The organism is uncultured Endozoicomonas sp. (assembly GCF_947495845.1).
Lineage (GTDB): Bacteria > Pseudomonadota > Gammaproteobacteria > Pseudomonadales > Endozoicomonadaceae > Endozoicomonas.
Genome location: NZ_CANMAO010000020.1, coordinates 58,994 through 78,599, shown reverse-complemented (window position 1 = coordinate 78,599; position 19,606 = coordinate 58,994). Strand labels below are relative to the sequence as shown.

At 45.6% G+C, this 19,606-nt stretch carries 18 protein-coding genes and 1 tRNA gene; 13 read left to right on the top strand and 6 right to left on the bottom strand.

Annotated features, from left to right (window positions below):
- The first annotated feature begins 269 nt into the window (after nucleotides 1-269).
- The 3 genes from Q1B11_RS13825 (at nucleotide 270) to Q1B11_RS13815 (ending at nucleotide 3,182) form a co-directional block, all read left to right on the top strand.
- A complete protein-coding gene (locus Q1B11_RS13825) occupies nucleotides 270-1,637 on the top strand; it encodes a relaxase/mobilization nuclease domain-containing protein (protein WP_299733675.1) in 1,368 nt (455 codons plus the stop codon).
- Nucleotides 1,638-1,678: 41 nt separating this feature from the next.
- Complete coding sequence (locus Q1B11_RS13820; protein ID WP_299733674.1) at nucleotides 1,679-2,068, top strand: hypothetical protein; 390 nt, start codon at nucleotides 1,679-1,681, stop codon at nucleotides 2,066-2,068.
- A gap of 283 nt (nucleotides 2,069-2,351) precedes the next feature.
- Nucleotides 2,352-3,182, top strand: a complete 831-nt coding sequence (locus Q1B11_RS13815) for a hypothetical protein (protein WP_299733672.1) — start codon at nucleotides 2,352-2,354, stop codon at nucleotides 3,180-3,182.
- Between the two features lie 79 nt (nucleotides 3,183-3,261).
- On the opposite strand, the gene Q1B11_RS13810 is transcribed toward Q1B11_RS13815, so the two are convergent.
- From Q1B11_RS13810 to Q1B11_RS13795, 4 genes are all read right to left on the bottom strand, one after another.
- Nucleotides 3,262-3,636, bottom strand: a complete 375-nt coding sequence (locus Q1B11_RS13810) for a RidA family protein (RefSeq protein WP_299733670.1) — start codon at nucleotides 3,634-3,636, stop codon at nucleotides 3,262-3,264.
- A gap of 88 nt (nucleotides 3,637-3,724) precedes the next feature.
- Nucleotides 3,725-5,233, bottom strand: coding sequence for a BCCT family transporter (locus Q1B11_RS13805; RefSeq protein WP_299733679.1), 1,509 nt, complete (start codon nucleotides 5,231-5,233; stop codon nucleotides 3,725-3,727).
- Nucleotides 5,234-5,385: 152 nt separating this feature from the next.
- Nucleotides 5,386-6,387 carry a membrane dipeptidase gene (locus tag Q1B11_RS13800; protein ID WP_299733668.1) on the bottom strand — a complete coding sequence of 334 codons (1,002 nt, stop codon included), beginning with the start codon at nucleotides 6,385-6,387 and terminating at the stop codon, nucleotides 5,386-5,388.
- A gap of 15 nt (nucleotides 6,388-6,402) precedes the next feature.
- Complete coding sequence (locus Q1B11_RS13795) at nucleotides 6,403-7,848, bottom strand: aldehyde dehydrogenase family protein (RefSeq protein WP_299733666.1); 1,446 nt, start codon at nucleotides 7,846-7,848, stop codon at nucleotides 6,403-6,405.
- Between the two features lie 95 nt (nucleotides 7,849-7,943).
- Between Q1B11_RS13795 and Q1B11_RS13790 the strand changes: the two genes are divergently transcribed.
- The 8 genes from Q1B11_RS13790 to Q1B11_RS13755 all read left to right on the top strand — a co-directional run bounded on the left by Q1B11_RS13790 (nucleotide 7,944) and on the right by Q1B11_RS13755 (nucleotide 16,410).
- On the top strand, nucleotides 7,944-8,843 hold the full coding sequence (locus tag Q1B11_RS13790) for a LysR family transcriptional regulator (RefSeq protein ID WP_299733664.1): 900 nt from the start codon (nucleotides 7,944-7,946) through the stop codon (nucleotides 8,841-8,843).
- Between the two features lie 188 nt (nucleotides 8,844-9,031).
- Nucleotides 9,032-10,810: a hypothetical protein gene (locus tag Q1B11_RS13785; protein ID WP_299733662.1), complete on the top strand. Its 1,779-nt coding sequence runs from the start codon at nucleotides 9,032-9,034 to the stop codon at nucleotides 10,808-10,810.
- On the top strand, nucleotides 10,807-11,556 hold the full coding sequence (locus tag Q1B11_RS13780) for a DUF3726 domain-containing protein (protein ID WP_299733660.1): 750 nt from the start codon (nucleotides 10,807-10,809) through the stop codon (nucleotides 11,554-11,556). Before Q1B11_RS13785 ends, Q1B11_RS13780 begins: the two co-directional genes overlap by 4 nt.
- 172 nt (nucleotides 11,557-11,728) lie before the next feature.
- Nucleotides 11,729-12,295 carry a YqhA family protein gene (locus tag Q1B11_RS13775; RefSeq protein WP_299733658.1) on the top strand — a complete coding sequence of 189 codons (567 nt, stop codon included), beginning with the start codon at nucleotides 11,729-11,731 and terminating at the stop codon, nucleotides 12,293-12,295.
- Nucleotides 12,296-12,316: 21 nt separating this feature from the next.
- Nucleotides 12,317-13,711 (top strand): CHASE2 domain-containing protein, encoded by a 1,395-nt coding sequence (locus tag Q1B11_RS13770; RefSeq protein ID WP_299733656.1) that lies wholly within the window; start codon nucleotides 12,317-12,319, stop codon nucleotides 13,709-13,711.
- A complete protein-coding gene (locus tag Q1B11_RS13765; protein ID WP_299733654.1) occupies nucleotides 13,701-14,087 on the top strand; it encodes a hypothetical protein in 387 nt (128 codons plus the stop codon). Before Q1B11_RS13770 ends, Q1B11_RS13765 begins: the two co-directional genes overlap by 11 nt.
- Before the next feature lie 99 nt (nucleotides 14,088-14,186).
- Nucleotides 14,187-15,914 carry a M48 family metalloprotease gene (locus Q1B11_RS13760; RefSeq protein WP_299733652.1) on the top strand — a complete coding sequence of 576 codons (1,728 nt, stop codon included), beginning with the start codon at nucleotides 14,187-14,189 and terminating at the stop codon, nucleotides 15,912-15,914.
- Between the two features lie 223 nt (nucleotides 15,915-16,137).
- Nucleotides 16,138-16,410, top strand: coding sequence for a hypothetical protein (locus tag Q1B11_RS13755; RefSeq protein WP_299733651.1), 273 nt, complete (start codon nucleotides 16,138-16,140; stop codon nucleotides 16,408-16,410).
- Between the two features lie 251 nt (nucleotides 16,411-16,661).
- Here Q1B11_RS13755 and Q1B11_RS13750 read toward each other — a convergent pair.
- Both Q1B11_RS13750 and Q1B11_RS13745 read right to left on the bottom strand, forming a co-directional pair.
- Nucleotides 16,662-16,738: transfer RNA gene (locus Q1B11_RS13750), tRNA-Arg, on the bottom strand.
- Between the two features lie 112 nt (nucleotides 16,739-16,850).
- Nucleotides 16,851-17,063: a flagellar biosynthesis anti-sigma factor FlgM gene (locus Q1B11_RS13745; protein ID WP_299733649.1), complete on the bottom strand. Its 213-nt coding sequence runs from the start codon at nucleotides 17,061-17,063 to the stop codon at nucleotides 16,851-16,853.
- A 389-nt stretch (nucleotides 17,064-17,452) separates the two neighbouring features.
- Here Q1B11_RS13745 and Q1B11_RS13740 point away from each other — a divergent pair, with 389 nt between their 5' ends.
- Together Q1B11_RS13740 and Q1B11_RS13735 are read left to right on the top strand one after the other, a co-directional pair.
- Nucleotides 17,453-18,154 (top strand): VacJ family lipoprotein, encoded by a 702-nt coding sequence (locus Q1B11_RS13740; RefSeq protein WP_299733647.1) that lies wholly within the window; start codon nucleotides 17,453-17,455, stop codon nucleotides 18,152-18,154.
- 279 nt (nucleotides 18,155-18,433) lie between these two features.
- On the top strand, nucleotides 18,434-19,606 hold the full coding sequence (locus Q1B11_RS13735) for a SpoIIE family protein phosphatase (RefSeq protein WP_299733645.1): 1,173 nt from the start codon (nucleotides 18,434-18,436) through the stop codon (nucleotides 19,604-19,606).

The following is a 19,606-nucleotide window of genomic DNA, read 5'->3' as shown; positions in this document are numbered from 1 at the left end:
TCATTGTTCTATCAAATAGTGCTTACGACAATTTTCTGATAATGGATTGTGTCGCATATTCATCGGGAGTGGCTGCTCATAAACAAGAAAAGAATCATTGAGACTCCTTCAGAGTTTGAACGGCAACGCATTTATTACCTATCAAAATTCACTAACGTATTAAATGAATTTATTGTTTTAGCACGATCTGACACTCTGCCAGAATCAGAAGATCTCAAGCTATTCTTGCAAGGACTGCAAACATTTATTGAATTTCAGGAGAAACAAAAATGATCGCCGACGCAAAATTAAACGGAAGCATTTCTACCGGCATTGCTGTAGCAAAGTATATGATTGACCCAAATGCGAAACAAACTAATGAACAAACGAACAAACTAAAAGGCTCCGGAACTGAGCGAATATTATTAATTCAAACGGAAGCAAGCCCGGCTATATTAATGAACACACCACCCGAAACTGCCGCAAAAAAATTCATGAACACTGTGGTTAACTGGAATAACAATCATCGTCCTGGGCGCCCAAAACCAAAACCTCACTGGGAGCATCGAGTGATATCGTTTCACCCTGATGACAAACAAAAGCTTAATGCACAGGGCGCTTTCACTATTGCCAGACAAGCATTAAGGATGGTTGCATCAGGAAATCGACCCGCTCTTTATGCTGTTCACGGAGACACCGATCACCTCCACGTACACATGCTATATTCAACAGTTAATGAAACTGGAAAAATCCATAACCCTCATGCCGACTTTCGTATTTGGGAGTCAGCAATGGAAACATTAGAAATAGAACATAATCTGCATCGCGTAAATAAGCGTTTGGCCTGCTCAGCTACTGATGACTCCAGACGACCAGATGGTACAAACCCTGGAACTGCCGAGTACCGGATGACCCAACGCACAGGCGAAAAGTCCTGCAAAGAGAAACTTCGAAACATCATTAAAACTGCAATTACTGATTGTAAATCTGAACCTGAGGACTGTCGATTTTTTGAATTTTTAAATTCACTTAAAAAGCATCGTGTCAGTATTAGTGCAAATATCCAGTCAACAGGCCGAATAGCTGGCATCAGGCTACATTACGGCATTTTCTCATCATCAGGTATAAAAGCATCCTCACTAGGAAGACAGTTTAGCTGGAACCAACTCAGCAAAGCCGTCGGATTTGATCACAATAAAACGTACAATACGGGTCTACTACAACTCACTGATCATAGAATGTCTAAATGGCTACACGATGAAGACAATGGAATGAAGTGGATGCGCAAAACAAGGCGTAGATTTAAATCACTGACTCGCACAACCACTCATAATAAACCTATCAATAGTCAGGGAAAACGGCCATTAATCAGTGCATCCAGCAGCACTTCTATTTTCGCATCACCAGAATTTCCGATTGATTACCCTGAATGGCTTAAGCAGTACATTCAAGCATTAGCTCGTGCTGTAAATTCTGAAATAGCTTCACGAAAAATTGCCGATCAAAAAATGCATGAATTCATTAATAATGCAATTAACTTGTTTATCGAAATTCAACTACTAGGCATTAGAAATCTAACAAAACGTCATTTCAATAAGACGCATAAAATCCACAAAAACATTAATAATACAAATACAACTCCAAACTTTGATAGGTAATAAATTGCAACCAAAACAGAAATCAATTAAAATTGAAAAATATGCCTAACAAAAAAAACAAAAACACAACAGATCTTCTCGATAAAGAATCTTCAGAATACTCAAAAATACAAAGCCTCAACACTTTATTTGAACTTGCATTAAGCCATAATCAAAATTCTCATATTGCTGCACGCGTTATTTTATCCTGTTTTGACGGTGAGTCTTATCATCTATGCGTACGTGATTTAGGCTTCCTAAGCCATGCAGAGTATCACGCCGCAATGACAGTAATCCGGATGAGAGTTGAAGATGGCATCGAACCACAAAAACTTTTAAACGACTACCAAAAAATCGAAAAACTATGTAATCGTTGGGGCGATCAACTCAACATAAACACCGAAAAAACGAGTGAGCACCAAAACTTTAACACTCAACCTTTCACACCATAAAGGAATAAAATAAGACTTGAGAGAAGAAAAAAAACCAAATCAGAACTCACTAGTTAAGGCATCAATTTTTGATGTATTGCTTTTGAGATTTTTCGGAATAACACTGGCTTTTGTTTCCACAGGCGCTCTGGCCATGTTGCTGATCAGTTTACCAATGAATGAGCTACAACTCATAATGAGTACTGCAGCCGCTATCAGCCTTCAATTATGTCTCTACTTATTTTCAAGATCACATCATAAAAAACTACAAATCATGGCTGCCGTGTTATTAATACTATCAGTCATGGCAACAACTGCTTTTATGGAATCAGCCTGGCAACAGCACATTGCCATTTTTGAAAAAGAGCTTATTGAATCCAACAACAATTCATTCGCTGCTCAACAACAGCGTCAGCAAATCAGCGATATCACCAGGCAGATCAACCTAATCATGCAATCCACTGAAGATGATATCAATAATGGGTATCGTCAGCGAAGTGATAACAGGCTGGAACAGCTGGATGCGCTTTATGTGCAGCGTGAAGCGTTGGTTCAGCAGCTAAGAATACAACCAGAATCTCATACCCGAGGAGCAGAAACAGGTAGCTTTCAGGCTCTGATGACCGGCCTCTGCCGAGAGGTCAGATTATGTATATTTTTTGTCATTGCAATGTTAGTCGATTACACGGCTCTTCTAGCACTTGGCATGGTCAAACCAACTGAATCAAATAACACAGCCGGTGAATCAAAAGTGAAGCACGATGATTCTGCAGACTGGAGTATGTTTTTAGAAGAGCGAATTCTTTCCGGTGTGTATGGACAAACTCCCAGCCAGCGCCAGATGATTGATGAAATCAAATCCGCATTTGAATCATTGCTGGATCAAGGCTTGTTGTCGAAAGAAGATAAGCGTTTCAAGCTTATTGCCGGGGCTGAAACAACCAGTAGTTCAAAAAAGGGCAATCCATTAAGCAACTCAAAGCCACCTAAAAATAAACCATCTCCCATAGAACGTTCAGAAATCAAGGAGTGTCAGGTTCTCAAAGAAAGCGACTACGATAAAGATCGTAAAGGTCATCAGGAACGAACAGTTCAACTCGATTTGTTCGACTCTGAGCCAATCAAACCGAGCTGAGGTGAGGTGAGGCGCCTTCATTTACAATTTACGGCATATAACCCGTTAGGCACCCTGGCCCAGGAATTTGTAAGTGATGTTATGGAACCGCCGCGTATGCGACAATTTCACACAACATCTCTTCTCTTGCCAACCCCGCAACAATCATCGCCGCGCGGTTAGGATAAGGTGCTTCAAAGTACTCTGCATACACCTTATTAAATACCGGCAGTTGGTCCCGGTGGGTGACATAAATAAGTACCTGAGTTACCTCTGCCATTGAGAGCTCTGCCGCCTCAATCGTGTGTTTGAAGTTTTCCATGGTCTGACGTGCTTGTGCCTCAATCCCACCTTCAACTACCTTGCCTTCTGCATCTATTGGAATTTGAGCCGTCGATAATTGACCGTTGGCAATCACGGCCCATTCCAAAGGCGCTTTTGAAGCAAAGAGATCCGTTTTTACCGCTTTTTTCATAACGTTCACTGCGTAAATATTCAGTGCTCATCCGTGAGCCTATTCCTATACAAAGAGCAGGACTTCCTTAGCCTGCTCTCAACGTGCTTTAGAGTCCCTGTTCATTGGCCATCTTGCGGGCAATCTGAGGGGCGTTCCACAAAGAAGGCAACAGCACCAATGAGACCGGCACGGCTGTGACCACAATAAACGACTGCAGGGCTGATATACCGCCCGATCCTATTGAGATCAGCAGCGCCGCTGTTAGCCCCATCATGATGCCCCAGAAAATCCGAACCGGTGTTTGTGGGTGGTCATTACCCGTCATGACCATGGACACCGCATAAGTCATTGAGTCACCGGTGGTGGCTACAAAGATGGTGGTCAAAATCAGGAACAACACTGAAATCACAAAGCCCATAGGCAGCTGCTCAGTAATGGCTAACAAAGCCGCAGGTAAGTTAAAGCCGGTAAATGGTTCTGAAATCACCCCCGGTGTTTCCAGCTCAAAAGCCAAACCGCTACCACCAACAATGGTAAACCAGAAGCAGGTGATGACCGGAGCAATCAAAGAGATCATCAACACCATTTCACGAATGGTTCTACCTCTGGAAATACGAGCAACAAACATAGCCATCAGCGGACCATAGCCCAGGAACCAGCCCCAGAAAAAGACAGTCCACCAGTCCAGCCAGCCTGGGCTTGCACGGAATGTTGCCATGGGAATAAACTGATCCAGGTAGATTCCAAATCCCTGCAGAAAGCCATCCACAATAAACGCCGTTGGTCCAAACAGTAAAATAAATGCCATCAGCACCACTGCCAGAACGGTATTTGCTGAACTGAGCATCTGAATACCGCGGGTCAACCCACTGACGGCAGAGATGGTATAAATGCCAATCAGCGCGGTAAGAATGGTGACCTGTGTGGTGTAGGTATCGGGAATACCAAACAGTTTTTCCAGACCAAAACTCACCTGTAAACCAAGAAAGCCTATCGGGCCAACGGTTCCGGCCACTACCGCCAATACACAACTGGCGTCCACCACGGTGCCTAACCAACCTTTCATCACACGATCACCAAAGACCGGATATAACAATGTGCGAGGCTTTAGTGGTAGACCTTTTTCATAATGAAGGTACATCAATACAATGCCGGTCAGGCTTCCCAGTATTGCCCAGGCCAGAAAACCCCAATGCATAAAACTTTGAGCCAGGGCGTTATAGGCGGCATCCGTTGTACCCGTTTCACCACCAAACAGTGGTGGCGGAGAGGTGAAATGCGCCATGGGCTCTGCAGCAGCCCAGAACACACCACCGCCTGCCAGCAGTGTGCACATGATAATGGAAACCCACTTAAACCGGCTGATCTCCGGTGTTTTAATCCCACCCAGAACGACTTTACCCGTACGACCCACCGTCAGTAGTAAGCCAATAACAAAGGTCAATAACAAGAGCACCTGCCAATAAGCACCGAACAATTTGGTAGACGTTGCAAAGGCACTGTTCACCCAGGCTGATACAAGCTCTATGTCGTACAGCGCAAGGATGACAAACAGTGCCAGGCCACCCCCGCTTAATATAAATACCGGAAGATCAACCCCAGTCAGCAGCCCCATTCGGGATGACGAACTGTCCCTCTCCGAGGGTATAGGATTATGGGATGTATTCAGCATAGAGATACGCTCCTGATTCATCGTTGTTGTTATTTTTATTGCTATTACTATCAGGGAGCCGCAAAGAGAACGCGACTATGTTGCTTTATTGATCGTCAAACTTGAGCAGGTAAAGCGTTATCGAGAAAATTCAGCCAGTTCAGCCCCATGATTCGGGCAACTTCATCATGATTGAAGCCTCGGGCAAGAAGCCCCTTCGTAATATTGGGGAAATCCCGACTGTCCTTAAACCAACTCAACGGTTCAGGCCAGCTAGCATTATTTTTTGAACCTTCACCATAATCCATGGTTTTGGACCAACGACCATTCCGCATCCATTCAAGAGTCTCCACAGGTTGGCTCTGACAAAGATCCGTCCCTATACCAATCTGGGAAACGCCCATTAAATCTGCAGTACGGGCGACCATGTCACAGAAATCATCCAGCGTACAGTCCGATCCATTTTTCAGATGGAAAGGATATAAACTGAAACCAAGCAACCCACCAGAGTCCCCCAGTGCTTTCAATACAGTGTTGGACTTATTGCGTTTAGCAGCATGAAAACTACTGGGATTCGCGTGGGAGATAACAATGGGACGTTGGGATATTTCAATAGCCTCCAGCGTACTGCGTTCACCACTGTGACTCATATCAACCACCATCCCTACCCGGTTCATCTCAGCAATGGCCTGACGACCGAATCGGGTTACCCCACTGTCTTCTGCTTCATAGCAACCACAGGCGAGCAAACTCTGGTTATTATAAGTGAGCTGCATGATCATCAGGTTCAGCTCACGCATAATTTCAATCATGCCAATGTCGTCTTCAATAGAAGAACAGTTTTGTGCGCCAAACATAATGCCGACCTTGCCAAGCGCCTTTGCCCTGCGTATATCATTGACGCTCTTGATCGGCATAATCAGATCTTGATTATTTTCGAAGTGACGATTCCATTCAGCAATCCGTAATAATGTTTCACGAATCTGTTCATGGTAAACGATGGTGGCATGCACCATCGTTACGCCACCTGCATGCAGCTGCTCGAAAATCTCACGACTCCAGTTGGAATACTGCAGTCCATCAATCACGATCAGCTCATTATGCAGTAATTGACTCATAAACCTGCCTCCCTGCTACGCCCGGATGTAGGTGGTTTTTACCGTGGTGTAAAACTCTCTGGCATAGGTGCCCTGTTCACGGGGGCCAAAGCTGGAATCTTTCCGACCGCCAAAGGGAACGTGATAATCTGTTCCGGCTGTGGGAAGGTTTACCATCACACAGCCGGTTTTGGCATTGCGTTTGAAGTCGGATGCGTATTTAAGCGACGTTGTACAAATACCTCCGGTCAGACCAAAGTTGGTGTCGTTTAACGTAGCCAATGCTTCATCGTAATCTTTGACCTTGATGACACAGGCAATGGGGGCAAAAGCTTCCTCCCGGTTAATGGTCATATCGTTGGTGGTGTTCGTGAACAATGCTGGCTGCATATAGTAGCCCTCGGTGTCTTCTGTCAGCACTTCACCGCCATAGATTCTTGTACCACCTTCTTGCTCGGCCAGCGCCAGATACGCCAGATTCTGTTCCATCTGACGGGCATCGGCTACAGCACCGATATGAACGCCCTCTTTCAGGGGGTGACCAATCACCAGTTTCTTCATCCGCTCAATAACCGCCTCCACGAAACGATCATGAATGCCTTCTGTCACAATCAGGCGAGAAGAAGCCGTGCATTTTTGTCCGGTACCACCGAATGCTCCATTGACGGCGCATTCAACGGCATTGTCCAGATCAGCGTCATCCAACACCACCAGGGCATTTTTACTGCCCATTTCCAATTGGCATTTCACCAAGTTGACCGCTGTGGCAGCAGCCACTTTTCGACCGGTTTCTAACGAGCCGGTAAACGTCAGAGCATTAATGCTGCGAGAATGAATCAATGTATCGCCGACTTCTGCTCCCGGCCCCATCACCAGGTTAAAGGTGCCTTCGGGTAGATTCTGCCGGGAAATAATTTCAGTCAGCGCCCAGGCCGATGCGGGAACCTGATTCGCTGGTTTCCAAATAATGGCGTTACCAAAAGCCAATGCGGGCGCAATCTTCCATGCCCCGGTTGCTGTTGGAAAATTCCATGGGGTGATAATACCCACCACACCAACGGGCTCCCGTCGTGTTTCAATCTCTATACCGGGGCGAACTGAGTCAGCGGTCTCTCCCATCTGACGGAGCACTTCAGCCGCATAATAATGAAAAAACTGACCAGAGCGGTACGTCTCCCCTGCCCCTTCAGCCAGAGTCTTGCCTTCTTCCCGGGCAAGAATGGCACCCAGTTCATCTTTACGGGCAATGAGTTCATCACCGATAGCCATCAACACAGAATAGCGTTCTTCCAGACCACTTTTTTCCCACTCCTTTTGACCAGTTTGTGCTGCAGCGATGGCTTCTCTGGTTTGATCCTGATCTGCCTGGGCATAATACCCCACCACATCACTGACATCTGCGGGGCTGATATTGGCTATTGGTTGTTTATTTCCTTCTACCCATTTGCCCGCAATATAATTCTTGAATACTGAGTCAGACATAGAGGTCACCTTTATTATATTGTGCTGGTATCTTAAGAGTTGTTATTTAATAATTAAAATTAATTAAGCATATATTCTAATAAGAGTTTCTTATCATGGCGGCGGATTTCAAAATTACTCAGCTACGTCATTTCATCTGGGTTTCCGAGCTAAAAGGGTTTCATGCCGCAGCGAAAAAAGCCCACCGATCACAACCTGCCATTTCTCTATCCATTCAGGATCTTGAAAACAAACTGGGCGAAGCATTGTTTGAAAAACGCAGTGCCCGAACAGCAAAAACAGAGTTGACAGCTTTCGGTAGTGATTTTCTACCAAAAGCCAAAGAACTCGTTGCGCATCATGATCGAATTGCCCAGGACATGGACTTATTAGTGAGGCACAAAACCGGTCATTTGCGCCTTGCCTCTGTACCCTCTATTGCCAGCCAGGTATTGCCAGACATTCTGGTGCGCTTTATGGCCGATGCACCGGATCTGCACATCAGCTTTTATGACGATAATTCCAACACTGTTTTGAGGATGGTTGAAAAACAGCAGGTGGATTTTGGTATCTGCAATCAGTTTTATCCCGATGATCATACCGATAAGCAGTTCACTCCAATCTGGAAAGATCAGGTAGGGATCGTCTGCCCCAAGGATCATGAACTGGCATCCAGAACGGGTTTGCACTGGGAAGAACTTCATCAACACCGGCTTATCACAAACGGCACGTCTCTCCTGTTGCAGCAAACTGAAGCGGCACCGCTGTTGAAGGGTTCTCAGTTTCACATTTCCAATATGATTTCACTGATTGCCATGCTAGAGGCAGGTATGGGCATAACCACATTGCCACGACTCGCCTTTCCTGATGGGCACCACAAGTTATGCTTTATACCTTTGGTGTCGCCAGATATTGTTCGCTTTACGGGCATCGTCACACTAAACAACAAATCCTTAAGCCCGCCTGCCCAGTCATTGATTCAGCTGATTCTTGATACGACAGGAGCACATAACTGAATTGATAAGTTTGTCTTATCAGAAGATATGACATTTTGATTTGTGTATCCCCTCTACTTTCACCGATGATAGCTCTCAGCCATATCAGAGCACTTTGCACACCGAACAATTAGCAAGTAGCAAGTAGCAAGTAGCAATCATCTGATGATCAACAGCTGTGTGGTCTGTTGTCGTAGAGGATAATAATAATGATAAAACCTGCACACATTCATTCCTCCCTGCGAGGTGACAACGCATTGCCTTTGCGCCCGGCCTCTCAGGTTATGGACCTGGAACGCCTGGGCGCTATGCACCAGTCTCGTTTAAGTTTTATGCGATCCTTGATGCGAAAAGTCATGCTGGAACGCTGGCAGATCGTACTTTCCTGTTGTGATCTCGATGAAAAAGGCCACGGCACTGTCGTTTATCAAATTAGTGCGCCTTATGGCGTCTACAGTTTTGTATTATTTTCCAACTGGCTAGATCCAGAACAACGTAATGACAGAGTAATTGCCGAGCAGTGGGATCTGACCATGGCTCTGGTGGCCGGTAAAGTCGATGACCATTATCTGGAAACACTACGAAAAAACGTTCCCAAACAAGAAGCTGGTCGAGTTGATTCCCGGGTCTTTGTACTATCCCGTGCAAACCGTAGCCTTCGTAATTTTGATTATGTCGTCGATACGCTGGCAGCGGGTGAGCAACCCGATGTGCAAAAAATTGAGCAGGTAGGCTATTTATACAGAACGACTGCCGTTTATGGCAGTGGCAAGCTGGGTATGGCTGATTGGGAAAAAGTACAAAGCCGCTGGCCAGATTTTGCTCGACCCTTCTCAGCAGAAATGTTCACCTGTTTCATGCTACGCAATTTCAGTTTACTGCAGGTAGAACATATCGCCCGACACCAGTCGCCCGATACATTTTCCCCGATGGATATCACCATCAAGCGTTATGTGGGTATTGGTAATTCCACCGGCCTGGGCATGGCGCCTTTTCTGATCCATCACCCGCTCTTATTTAATCAGTGGATTGAAATGCGTGAGTTGGCACTGGCCAGAGTCAGAGTACTTGGGGCGGTAGATAGCACGATTAAAAAGCGGTTCCGAAAACTGCTGGATCGAACCACTCATCATACCCGGCAAACAAAAACTGAGGACCCGTGGCAATCCGATCACAACATACAGGTTATTAAGGATCTGAAAGCACTCCATAAACAAAGCAGTCAACCTTTTACCCGTTGGGGTCAGCTCATCCTTTGGAGCGAAAAAAACTGTTCACTGCAAGGCCAGGAGCTACTGGTGTCTGTACTCCTTGAGTTATATCCAGAACTGGTTAATAAACTGGAAGACTACTGCTCAGCAGAAGAGTTTCTGGATCTTGACCCAATAATGCCCCTGCAGACCCTCCAAACGGTAATCGAAGATCGCTATGACTGGGCCCTGACCATGGATTTTATTGCCGATGGCGCCAGGGATATCTTCTGGTATCGTTCTGAAGAAAAAATGGAACCCCGCCTGGGGGATGCTTTAAAAGAAAAAGGCAAAGACCGGCAGATGGCACTCGGGGTAGGCTACGCGGTGCGTAAATGCTACGACCAGCTGCTTGATTACATTTCTGAATTTCCAGATCACAACACGGCTCGTTTTATGGTAGCTCGCCCAAAGCTGCGAGGCATTGTACGACGGATTCAGAGTATGAACCGCTGTCTGTATGGTGACATTCAAGCAAACCTGTTACACCGTGATGTGCTACCAATGCACTTGCTTCGGGCGAAGTTATCCTTCTTTGGTGTCAGCAAATTTGACCCCAAATCCCGACTATGGGTGAGAAATACCATGTTTCAGGGAGCACCACTGTTGGAAGATATCGGCGGTACGTTTGACGATGACTGGTTTATGCCCTTAAGCCCGGAATACCGTTCCGATGAAACCATAGCAATAACATCAACTAAAACGACAAAGCACACAGAGGAGGTCGCTGCCCTATGATCATTTCAATGAATGAGTTAAAAGCGGCCTTGCGCCGCTGCTTTGAAGCCAGCGGCTATTTTGTAGGAAATTACGAAGATGCCGCCAATATGGTTCTGTGGCTTGAAAAGCATGGCCTGAACGGACTCAAAGAGTTAGAGCTGGCACTGGACTATATAAAATCCGATAGAAAAAAAACAATGAGCAAGGTTGTCTACGAAGACAGCACTTCAGCCATAATCAACTGCAGCGGTCGCAGCGCCCTTAACTGCATTGCCTCCGCCGTTGATCTGGCTCACGCCAAAGCTCTGGAAGTTGGCATATCAACCATCACTGTTCACAACTGCCATAACCGAAAATTCATCCTGAAAGCGTTGACCGACTGCGGCCGTCGTGGAATAAGCGTTGCCGCCTACTGGCAAAATGGCAGTACGACAGTGACTGAACACACGGCCTCTATTCGAGCCGGTGCCCGCTACCCAAGCTATAGTGAATCCATTATGAGTTCGCCAGCCGATAACGCTAGCGATAAGCAGAGTATGACGATTATCTGCAGCTCCAGAGTGGATATATCCACTTCGCTGCAACACTCGTCCTTACATCGAAGCAGTCGTTATCTCAGCGCTGAACAGGTCGCCGCCAATAAAGAAAACTCGGTGGATCATGGTATCCAAATCGACGATACCTTATGGGTAAACATTAACTCGATTGGTGCGGAGATTCTGGTGGAAAACAGTGAGCAGTCAAGGCAAGGGGCCGGTGCATAGGCCGGTTTGCTCAAGCGATTTGATCTATTAGCGTCAAACTGTCCCGAAAAAGAAGTTGGTCGTGTGTAATCACAACAATATTAAAACGACCATGGACAATTAATTTATTTACCGATAAATTAGTAAAACTACTTACATCTCATTGTTATCATTGGCGAAATTATAAACAATCATGGAAGATAATAACGGTTCTGCAGCAAATCCACCCAAGCTGAACCCACAAACATTCTTTGAAAAATTACTCTGGGCATTTCGCTGGGTGGTTATTCTGGGCGTCCTTGCCAATCTTCTTGGCGGTATTGCCATGATCATGCTGGCCGTTTCTGATTGTTATCACGCATTGCAGGAAATATTTTCCTATCTGACAGGCAATGACACAACATCAGAGCCCAACCATCATATGCTGACATTATTAGTTGAAATGGTTGATAGAATCCTGATGGCAGGTGTTCTGTTTATTTTTGCTTTTGGCCTTTACGAACTTTTTATCAGTAAGATGGACGTTAACCGCCAAAACGGTGAAGGCAAGATACTGAACATTAACAGTATTGATGAACTGAAATCTAAATTGATGAATCTGATCATCATGATGCTGGTTGTCAAATTGTTCTCATTTCTGACCAATGCAAACATCAACCATATGGAAGATGCCATTCTCTATTCCGGAGCAATTGCATTAATAGCTTTATCTTCTCTGCTCATCCACTGGGCCGGCCACGACAAGAAAAACAAACACTGACTTCAAAAGGCTACCCATAGGATGAACCTGAGACTAATATCAACCTTCAAAGTGGCTTTTACACACCTGAAGATATGGTATGCCACTCTGACCAAAAAACACCCTGCGTCGTTTTTCGTTGCCTCACAGTTGCTTTTCGCTACATTCATCTTTGTACTCAACCCGTTTGGTCTGAAGGACTACACAGATCAATACAGTGAACGCCTGCTGAGCCAGTTTATGGCTCCGTTTTATCAAAATACCGGGCAATCTGATATTACTGTTGTTCTTATAAACGACGCTGCTCTTAAAGATCTTGAGTTGACCTGGCCAATTAGCTATCAAGAGTATGCCAAGATACTGAGAAGAATATTATCTTACGAACCCAAGGCCGTTTTTGTTGATATTCTTTATTCACAGAACCGGGGTCAGAAAGGGCTGACGAATTTAAAACGAATTCTGCAAATGCATAATGATCCTGACGGGCAGAGCCCAATTTTTATTGCAGATGTTGTTAATGATCAGGGCAGCATGGCACTACCAGAACTTCAGAGCGGCGTACTCAGCGCGCCGGTTAACTGGAGTCATTATGCTGAACAATACCCATTGCAGCTGGAAAGAAATAACAACATCAGAGAAACCCCTGCCACTGAATTATTTAGGGTTTTCTGTAAAAGGAAGGACTGTGGAGATCTCCAATGGCTAAACGAAGCACCACCACTGACCATTAGCTGGGGAACTCGGGTCGACCCGATCATGCAATATGTGACTGGCGACAGTCAAAATTGTCAGACCCATGAACAGGGTTTTGCTGGCAGCCTGATTGCTGGCTGGAACATCATGCGTCAACACGCACTCTTTGGTTTAAACGAAAGTCAGGAATTTGATCAAAAAGTACGACAGACATGCCCTTATTCAAGACAGCTTTTTGTCAATCAGCTGGGTTCCAGAAATGACACTACAGAAGCGCTCCTCCACGATAAATTGGTTTTCCTTGGCGGCATATTCCATGGCATTCCAGATTATGTAAACAGCCCGATTCATGGTCAGTTACCTGGTGTATTTTTCCATGCTATGGCACTGGATAACCTACTGACTCAGGGTGAGCATTACCTACGAGCTCCGGACGCCGTATTTTCGTTTTCCAGCTTCGATTGGGCCGATTTGATTGAACTGATCATCATGACGTTAATCTTGGTTATCATTGCTCGCCACAATTTTCACGCCCCCTCCCAGAGCAGCTGGCTTGCTTCATTTATAGGGATTATTGTCATTAATATTCTGGGTGCATTATTTATGAGCCTATACCTTCGATATCCGGCAGTAAATGCCCTGGGCATTGTATTATTAACCGGCCTGGCTCTGGCTGTTAGCCAATCGGATAGTGAATCACACTCAACCCCACTAACGCATGGAGAAAATGACAATGTCAACTAACCGAATGTCATTCAAGCGAATCCTGGCTCCACTGATGCTGACTATCTCAGTCAGTATTCCTGCAGCAGCTGAAGAACCCACCAAGATCATAAAATACGCGACAGATACATTGTATCTACTTGATGCTGAGGGAAGCATTATCAAAAAGGTGCCCAGTAGTGAGCTTCCAGCGCCCATCGCAATATTGGACTATAACGCTGATCAGGATCTGGTAAAAATTAATATTGAACAGGGTGAAGTATGGCTGGATACCATGGACCTTGAGCTGGACCAGACAGCGGGCGTCATATGGAGCTGCGCTGACATTCCCTCATCAACTCTTCCTGGTGACTCCAAACATTCAACCACCATGGGGATGACCAAGCTCTGCGATTAAGCCCTGTACAGCATCAAAAACTATACCAATAAACGCAGATTGCTTTGATTGAACAGAACAGTATCAATCGCTCTTTTAAACTAAGAAAAGAAAAAAAATATGAGTGGAAAAATTCCTGTATTGCTAATCACCATTTTGTTGATTTCCGGTTGTAAAACCATGCAAACCATGAGTGATGGCATTACCAAAGCTTTGGATATGCGCCCTGTCCATGAAAAATTTGACGGCCAGTTTATTGAATCAACCAACGCAAACAAACCTGCTGAGCATTACGAAGAGATCAGGCAGGAAATCGAAAGAACACGGGAAAACGTATTTATTAAAGCCACCACCAAAGATGATGTAGACAGTACAGACCGCGGCTGGAATTTCTCGAAAGACGATATGATGAACCAGATCAAGGCCGCTGAGTTCATCCATGTTCCTGCATTCCAGAAATATATGGATCGTATCGCTGCCCGATTATTAAAGCACTGGCCCGGAGAGAAACCAGACATCCAGTTCACCACCCGTCTGAACTATAACCAGCAATATGGCGCTTCCACAAAAGGTGATGGCGTTCTTGTGATCTATCTGGGAACTGTGAAAAGTATAAAGAGTGAAGACGAACTGGCATTTCTTATTGCTCATGAAATGGCTCATAACCTATTGCACCACAACCTGCGTCAGGATTATCTTGATGTTCAATCCAAATGGCTGGAAGCTAGTTTCAATACAGCTTCAGCCGTAGTGATGGCCCAGAACTTTGATATAACGAAAGGTTTAGATGGCAAAAAAACCCTGACTCTGACCAATCAGGATGTTGTTGCAAAAGCATTGGTCAGAAATTCAGCCTACATCGAACAAACCAAAACCCTCACCGACACACTGTGGAGTGGCCGTTGGAGCCGGGTACTGGAACAGGAAGCAGACCTTTTAGCAACCGACTTGATTATCCGTGCTGGCTACTCCAAAGGAGCAACCCGCCAGGCGATACAACGGATTGCTGCCAGTCAATCAGGCTCCAAAGAGAAATTGAAAGACATCTCTCAAGCGCAACAACAAGCGTTATCGACAGCGTTTGAAGAACAGGGACTGTCTGGAGTGATCAATCAGGGAAGCTCATTACTGACTTCCAGTTTAATGAAAACCGGTGATGAATTGCTTGGAAAGCTCTCCATGCAACACGCCTCCCCTGAAGATCGTGAAGCTTACATACAGCAATACGCCATCCGTGAGTACCGATCCTCTCCCCGCATAAAATATAACAGAGATCATCTGAAAGCACTGTCACACCCGAAAACCAATGCCATCATTACGGCTCATATGGACATCACCCAAGCACTTAGCGCACTGGCCAATAATGATATTGACCATGCCTATTCACTGGGTAAAAAAGTCTTGAAAAGTCCGGCAGGGAACTCAAACAGAGCAAGGGTACTAATGTATCAGATTCGCAAAGCTCAGGGGAAAAACCAGACCGCTCTCAAAAATCTGGAGCTTATTCGTGACTGGGATCTGGCACCGGTTAGTACTTACGATCTGATCATCAAAGAATACCGCAAAAACGGGCAGTTCAAACAAGCCGGAAAATACCTGCAACAAGCTCACAATAAGTACGGAGAGGCATTATTCTACCCGGAATCCATTCTTCTGAGCATTCACAACAAGGATACCGAAAAAGCCAACAAGGACTACGAGAGCTGCATGGATACCGAAAATGCCACCATTAAAACAGCCTGTACACAGGCAATGGCAGGGCTTAACCCAGAGGTACTTCAATCAGAAGACAGCAAAAGTACCACAAAATCTTTACTGGAAAGTGTTGGAAAAGCACTGCTTCTTTAGCAGACACTAAACTCATTTCACTCAAGGCGTGCGCTCGACAAGCTCGCGCGCTCGCCCCTGCCCTTCCTGATAGCTTCGAAATGGCTTTTTTGAGGTTCAAGTGGGAAAATCAGGGAATGATCACACGACAGCTTTTCTCTTTTCCACTCCCAGTCTACTGAGCTATTCTTTTTGAAAATAGCTGTCACAGCAAGGATTACGGGATGCACTTTCCTTAACTTAATTGCTGTCCGCCAGAGTCATTGGCGTATCAACTCACGACTTTGATGAACACCTGGATGACCTGATCGTTAAGATTGAGCAAATACTCAAAACACACGGTGGTCAGAATAATATCGATGATGCTTATCTTGCACGTATTGCAGAGCATCGGGCTTCGGCAAACCAGACTTTCGAGCTGCCAGCAAAAGCAAACCAGATCCCTCAGTGGCGTTTGAAGCACCCACATCATGAGTGGCTCAGACTTAAAAATGAAAGAAGGGTTTCGCTGACGTAATTGGATCGCAACTCTGCACCTTAGTTTTGTACAGCAGTAGCATTAGCCTCAATTTTCAAGGTAGTAATCGAGTACTGATCATTTGAGGCTATGCGTTCAAAATGAGACAAAAGGGATTCAGGCAGGTGAATATTCCGTAGTGATATATCAGAGTATCGAGAGAGCTGTGATAATACCGATTCAAAACTGAACAGAAACTGAACCGAATTAATTAGAAGAGGGAGAAAAACTCGCTAACTCATTGATTTTATTGGCGCTCCCAGGAGGATTCGAACCTCCGACCTTCCCCTTAGGAGGGGGACGCGCTATCCAGCTGTGCCATGGGAGCTCTTGCCCGAATACCAAGGCGTAACATCAGAATCGGACGCATCAAAGCGTACTCGATTAACTCTGGATGTTCAAGCCTTGGCACGGGAGAAATATCGTTGATATTTAGGGACTTATGTTTCGTCTTTATCTGGGAATACAATTTCAAGCTGGCGTTCAAACGCGATCATTTTGTCGGCTAATCGTTCACTGTCTAACATTAGACGACCATCGAGATAAGCTTGCCTTAATTGTCTGATTCGATCGTCACCGGTATTGATAACGAAAGAGATTTTCTGCTCGGAGCCTTCAAAATTCCCACTTGACTCACGATGACCTTTATCCATGTCCACTCCTTGAACGTTGAGGTTTTATAATTATTTTATTGCTGAGCGAGTAGGACATACTGTCACCACCGCTGTCGCCTGTCTACCGGTTATCGGCAACAAATTAAGTATCAATTTTCGTACCAGTCAGACGGTTTTCAATGTTTTCAAACCCTTAGGAAATTTATGGTTTTATAACCGGCAAAAGCCGCACCAAAACCGTGCTCAAAAGTGTGATTGAGTTGGAAGTTTTCACTTAATTTTTACTGGAGAGTCGTTATAATATTTACCGTTTACTGAATCATCTGTTGTATCTAATTCCCCTTTAATGAGTTCTATCTTCCCGTTGGGTCAGGTCAGCTTAGGCCTTGAGAACTCTCTGAAACGATCAAGGAACGAGGGCTCTAACATTGCTTCTGTCTTCTATTAACCTGGCTCGATCATTGGCCACCACTGCACTGATCTTACTGTCAGGTGCCGCCTTTGCCGCACAACCGGTTTCATACGATGATCCATTTGAAGGCTGGAACCGAAAGGTGTTCAAGTTTAACGATACGTTGGACACCTACGCTCTGAAGCCCGTTGCTAAAACCTATGACTATATTGCACCACAACCCGTACAAACAGTTGTGACGAATTTTTTCAGTAACCTGGGTGAAATTCGTAACATTGCCAGTAATGGCCTTCAGCTAAAAGGCAGAGACACCTTTGCTTCTGCGGGCCGTCTGATCATTAATTCCACCATTGGTATTTTTGGTTTACTGGACGTTGCAACGCTAATGGGTATCGACAAACGATACAGCGACTTTGGCCTGACCTTCGCCCAATGGGGAGTTCCTTCCGGCCCTTATCTGGTACTGCCATTGTTTGGCCCGAAAACCACTCGCTCGGGCTTTGGGCTGGTTCCGGACTCATTATCCAACCCGGTCACCTACCATCACCCGGACAGTGAGCGTTACGCACTGAGTGCAACCGATCTTATAAATACTCGTGCAAAGCTTTTGGAGGCTGAAGATCTGATCGTAGGCGATCGCTATACATTCATTCGCGACACCTACCTGCAACGGCGCGAATTCATGATTACCGGCGAACAACCAGAAGATGATTTCTAACCGATAGAATCACATCTACTCAAGAATATGGGTCTATCTCAAATCTTGCTAATACTCCCCCTTGCAGCTAAGCAATGATGGGAGTATTTTTTTATCTAAAGAAGTCAGTGTGGTTTTGCCCGATGAATGAGGCAGGTTGTAGCAGTCGATGGTTCCCCATCAGATCCAATCAAGGATCTGGTGAGTGCGATGTTGTTTTATGCTCAGCCATAATGCCATCCGCCCTTCCCATCTATTCCCGCCAACCCCGTAATTTCAACCTAACAGTAGGGTGGCTTGATGACTGACCATTGTGTATTGGTTATCGATGATGACACCGTCGTACGCGAAAGCATTGCTGCTTATCTGCAAAGTACCGGCTTTAGAACGCTGGAAGCAGAGAATGGCGAACAGGGTCTTCAAGTCTTCCGGGAAAACAATCCCGATCTGATTCTTTGTGATTTGAGTATGCCGGTGATGGACGGCCTCACCATGTTAAGCAAGGTTCGCAGCGAGTCCATCAGCTTTCCTTTCATTGTGGTCTCGGGCGTCGGGGTAATGGATGATGTGGTCAGAGCTCTCCACCTGGGCGCCAGCGATTTTCTGACCAAGCCCATTGCCGACCTGGAAGTTCTGGAATACGCCATCAACCGTGCCCTGGAAAAAGCGCAGCTGTTAATGGAGAACAAGCGTTATCGAGACAGTCTGGACGAAGCCATTAACTCCTTAAAAAGCAGCCTCACTCTTTTGCAGGAAGATCAAAAAGCCGGGCGACAGGTGCAAATGAATATGCTGCCCTCAGAGCCACTGGTGTTTGAGAACTTCCGAATCGACCACAACGTTATCCCCTCGCTCTATTTGAGTGGTGATTTTGTCGACTACTTTGCGCTGAATGATCACAGTTTTGCCTTTTATCTGGCCGATGTTTCCGGCCACGGTGCCTCATCAGCGTTTGTGACCGTGCTGTTAAAACACATGTCCATGAGCCTTTTGGAAGACTACGAAGCCAATGGCCGTAAATCTCGGGTAAAACCTTCCCATGTGCTGAGTTATCTGAACACGAACCTGCTTAAGACCGGGCTTGGCAAACACGTGACTGTCTTTGGCGGCATTATCAATACCCGCTCCCAGACACTGACCTACTCCTTTGGTGGCCACTTCCCGTTACCGGTGATTTCAGAAAACGACAGCGTTCGTTTTCTGGAAGGTAAAGGCCTACCAGTAGGGCTATTTGAAGAGGCAGTGTATGAAGACATCACAATAGACTTGCCCACCCGGTTCAGCTTAACTATTCTATCCGACGGCATTCTTGAGGTTATTCCCCGAAAAAGCCTGCAGGAAAAGGAAGATTACTTATTAGCGGTTATCAAAGAAGGCAGTGGTACGGTAGCGGCGCTCACCGAAAGCCTTGGGCTTGGTGAAGATCAGGAAGCTCCTGATGATATTTCAATGCTGGTACTGACTCGAAGCTGA

What these genes read in the sequence shown, in the direction of transcription:
- Q1B11_RS13825 (WP_299733675.1), top strand. Translation starts at nt 270, where the DNA reads ATGATCGCCGACGCAAAATTAAACGGAAGCATTTCTACCGGCATTGCT.
- Q1B11_RS13820 (WP_299733674.1), top strand. Translation starts at nt 1,679, where the DNA reads ATGCCTAACAAAAAAAACAAAAACACAACAGATCTTCTCGATAAAGAA.
- Q1B11_RS13815 (WP_299733672.1), top strand. Translation starts at nt 2,352, where the DNA reads ATGGCAACAACTGCTTTTATGGAATCAGCCTGGCAACAGCACATTGCC.
- Q1B11_RS13810 (WP_299733670.1), bottom strand. Translation starts at nt 3,636, where the DNA reads ATGAAAAAAGCGGTAAAAACGGATCTCTTTGCTTCAAAAGCGCCTTTG.
- Q1B11_RS13805 (WP_299733679.1), bottom strand. Translation starts at nt 5,233, where the DNA reads ATGGGGCTGCTGACTGGGGTTGATCTTCCGGTATTTATATTAAGCGGG.
- Q1B11_RS13800 (WP_299733668.1), bottom strand. Translation starts at nt 6,387, where the DNA reads ATGAGTCAATTACTGCATAATGAGCTGATCGTGATTGATGGACTGCAG.
- Q1B11_RS13795 (WP_299733666.1), bottom strand. Translation starts at nt 7,848, where the DNA reads ATGTCTGACTCAGTATTCAAGAATTATATTGCGGGCAAATGGGTAGAA.
- Q1B11_RS13790 (WP_299733664.1), top strand. Translation starts at nt 7,944, where the DNA reads ATGGCGGCGGATTTCAAAATTACTCAGCTACGTCATTTCATCTGGGTT.
- Q1B11_RS13785 (WP_299733662.1), top strand. Translation starts at nt 9,032, where the DNA reads ATGATAAAACCTGCACACATTCATTCCTCCCTGCGAGGTGACAACGCA.
- Q1B11_RS13780 (WP_299733660.1), top strand. Translation starts at nt 10,807, where the DNA reads ATGATCATTTCAATGAATGAGTTAAAAGCGGCCTTGCGCCGCTGCTTT.
- Q1B11_RS13775 (WP_299733658.1), top strand. Translation starts at nt 11,729, where the DNA reads ATGGAAGATAATAACGGTTCTGCAGCAAATCCACCCAAGCTGAACCCA.
- Q1B11_RS13770 (WP_299733656.1), top strand. Translation starts at nt 12,317, where the DNA reads ATGAACCTGAGACTAATATCAACCTTCAAAGTGGCTTTTACACACCTG.
- Q1B11_RS13765 (WP_299733654.1), top strand. Translation starts at nt 13,701, where the DNA reads ATGTCAACTAACCGAATGTCATTCAAGCGAATCCTGGCTCCACTGATG.
- Q1B11_RS13760 (WP_299733652.1), top strand. Translation starts at nt 14,187, where the DNA reads ATGAGTGGAAAAATTCCTGTATTGCTAATCACCATTTTGTTGATTTCC.
- Q1B11_RS13745 (WP_299733649.1), bottom strand. Translation starts at nt 17,063, where the DNA reads ATGGATAAAGGTCATCGTGAGTCAAGTGGGAATTTTGAAGGCTCCGAG.
- Q1B11_RS13735 (WP_299733645.1), top strand. Translation starts at nt 18,434, where the DNA reads ATGACTGACCATTGTGTATTGGTTATCGATGATGACACCGTCGTACGC.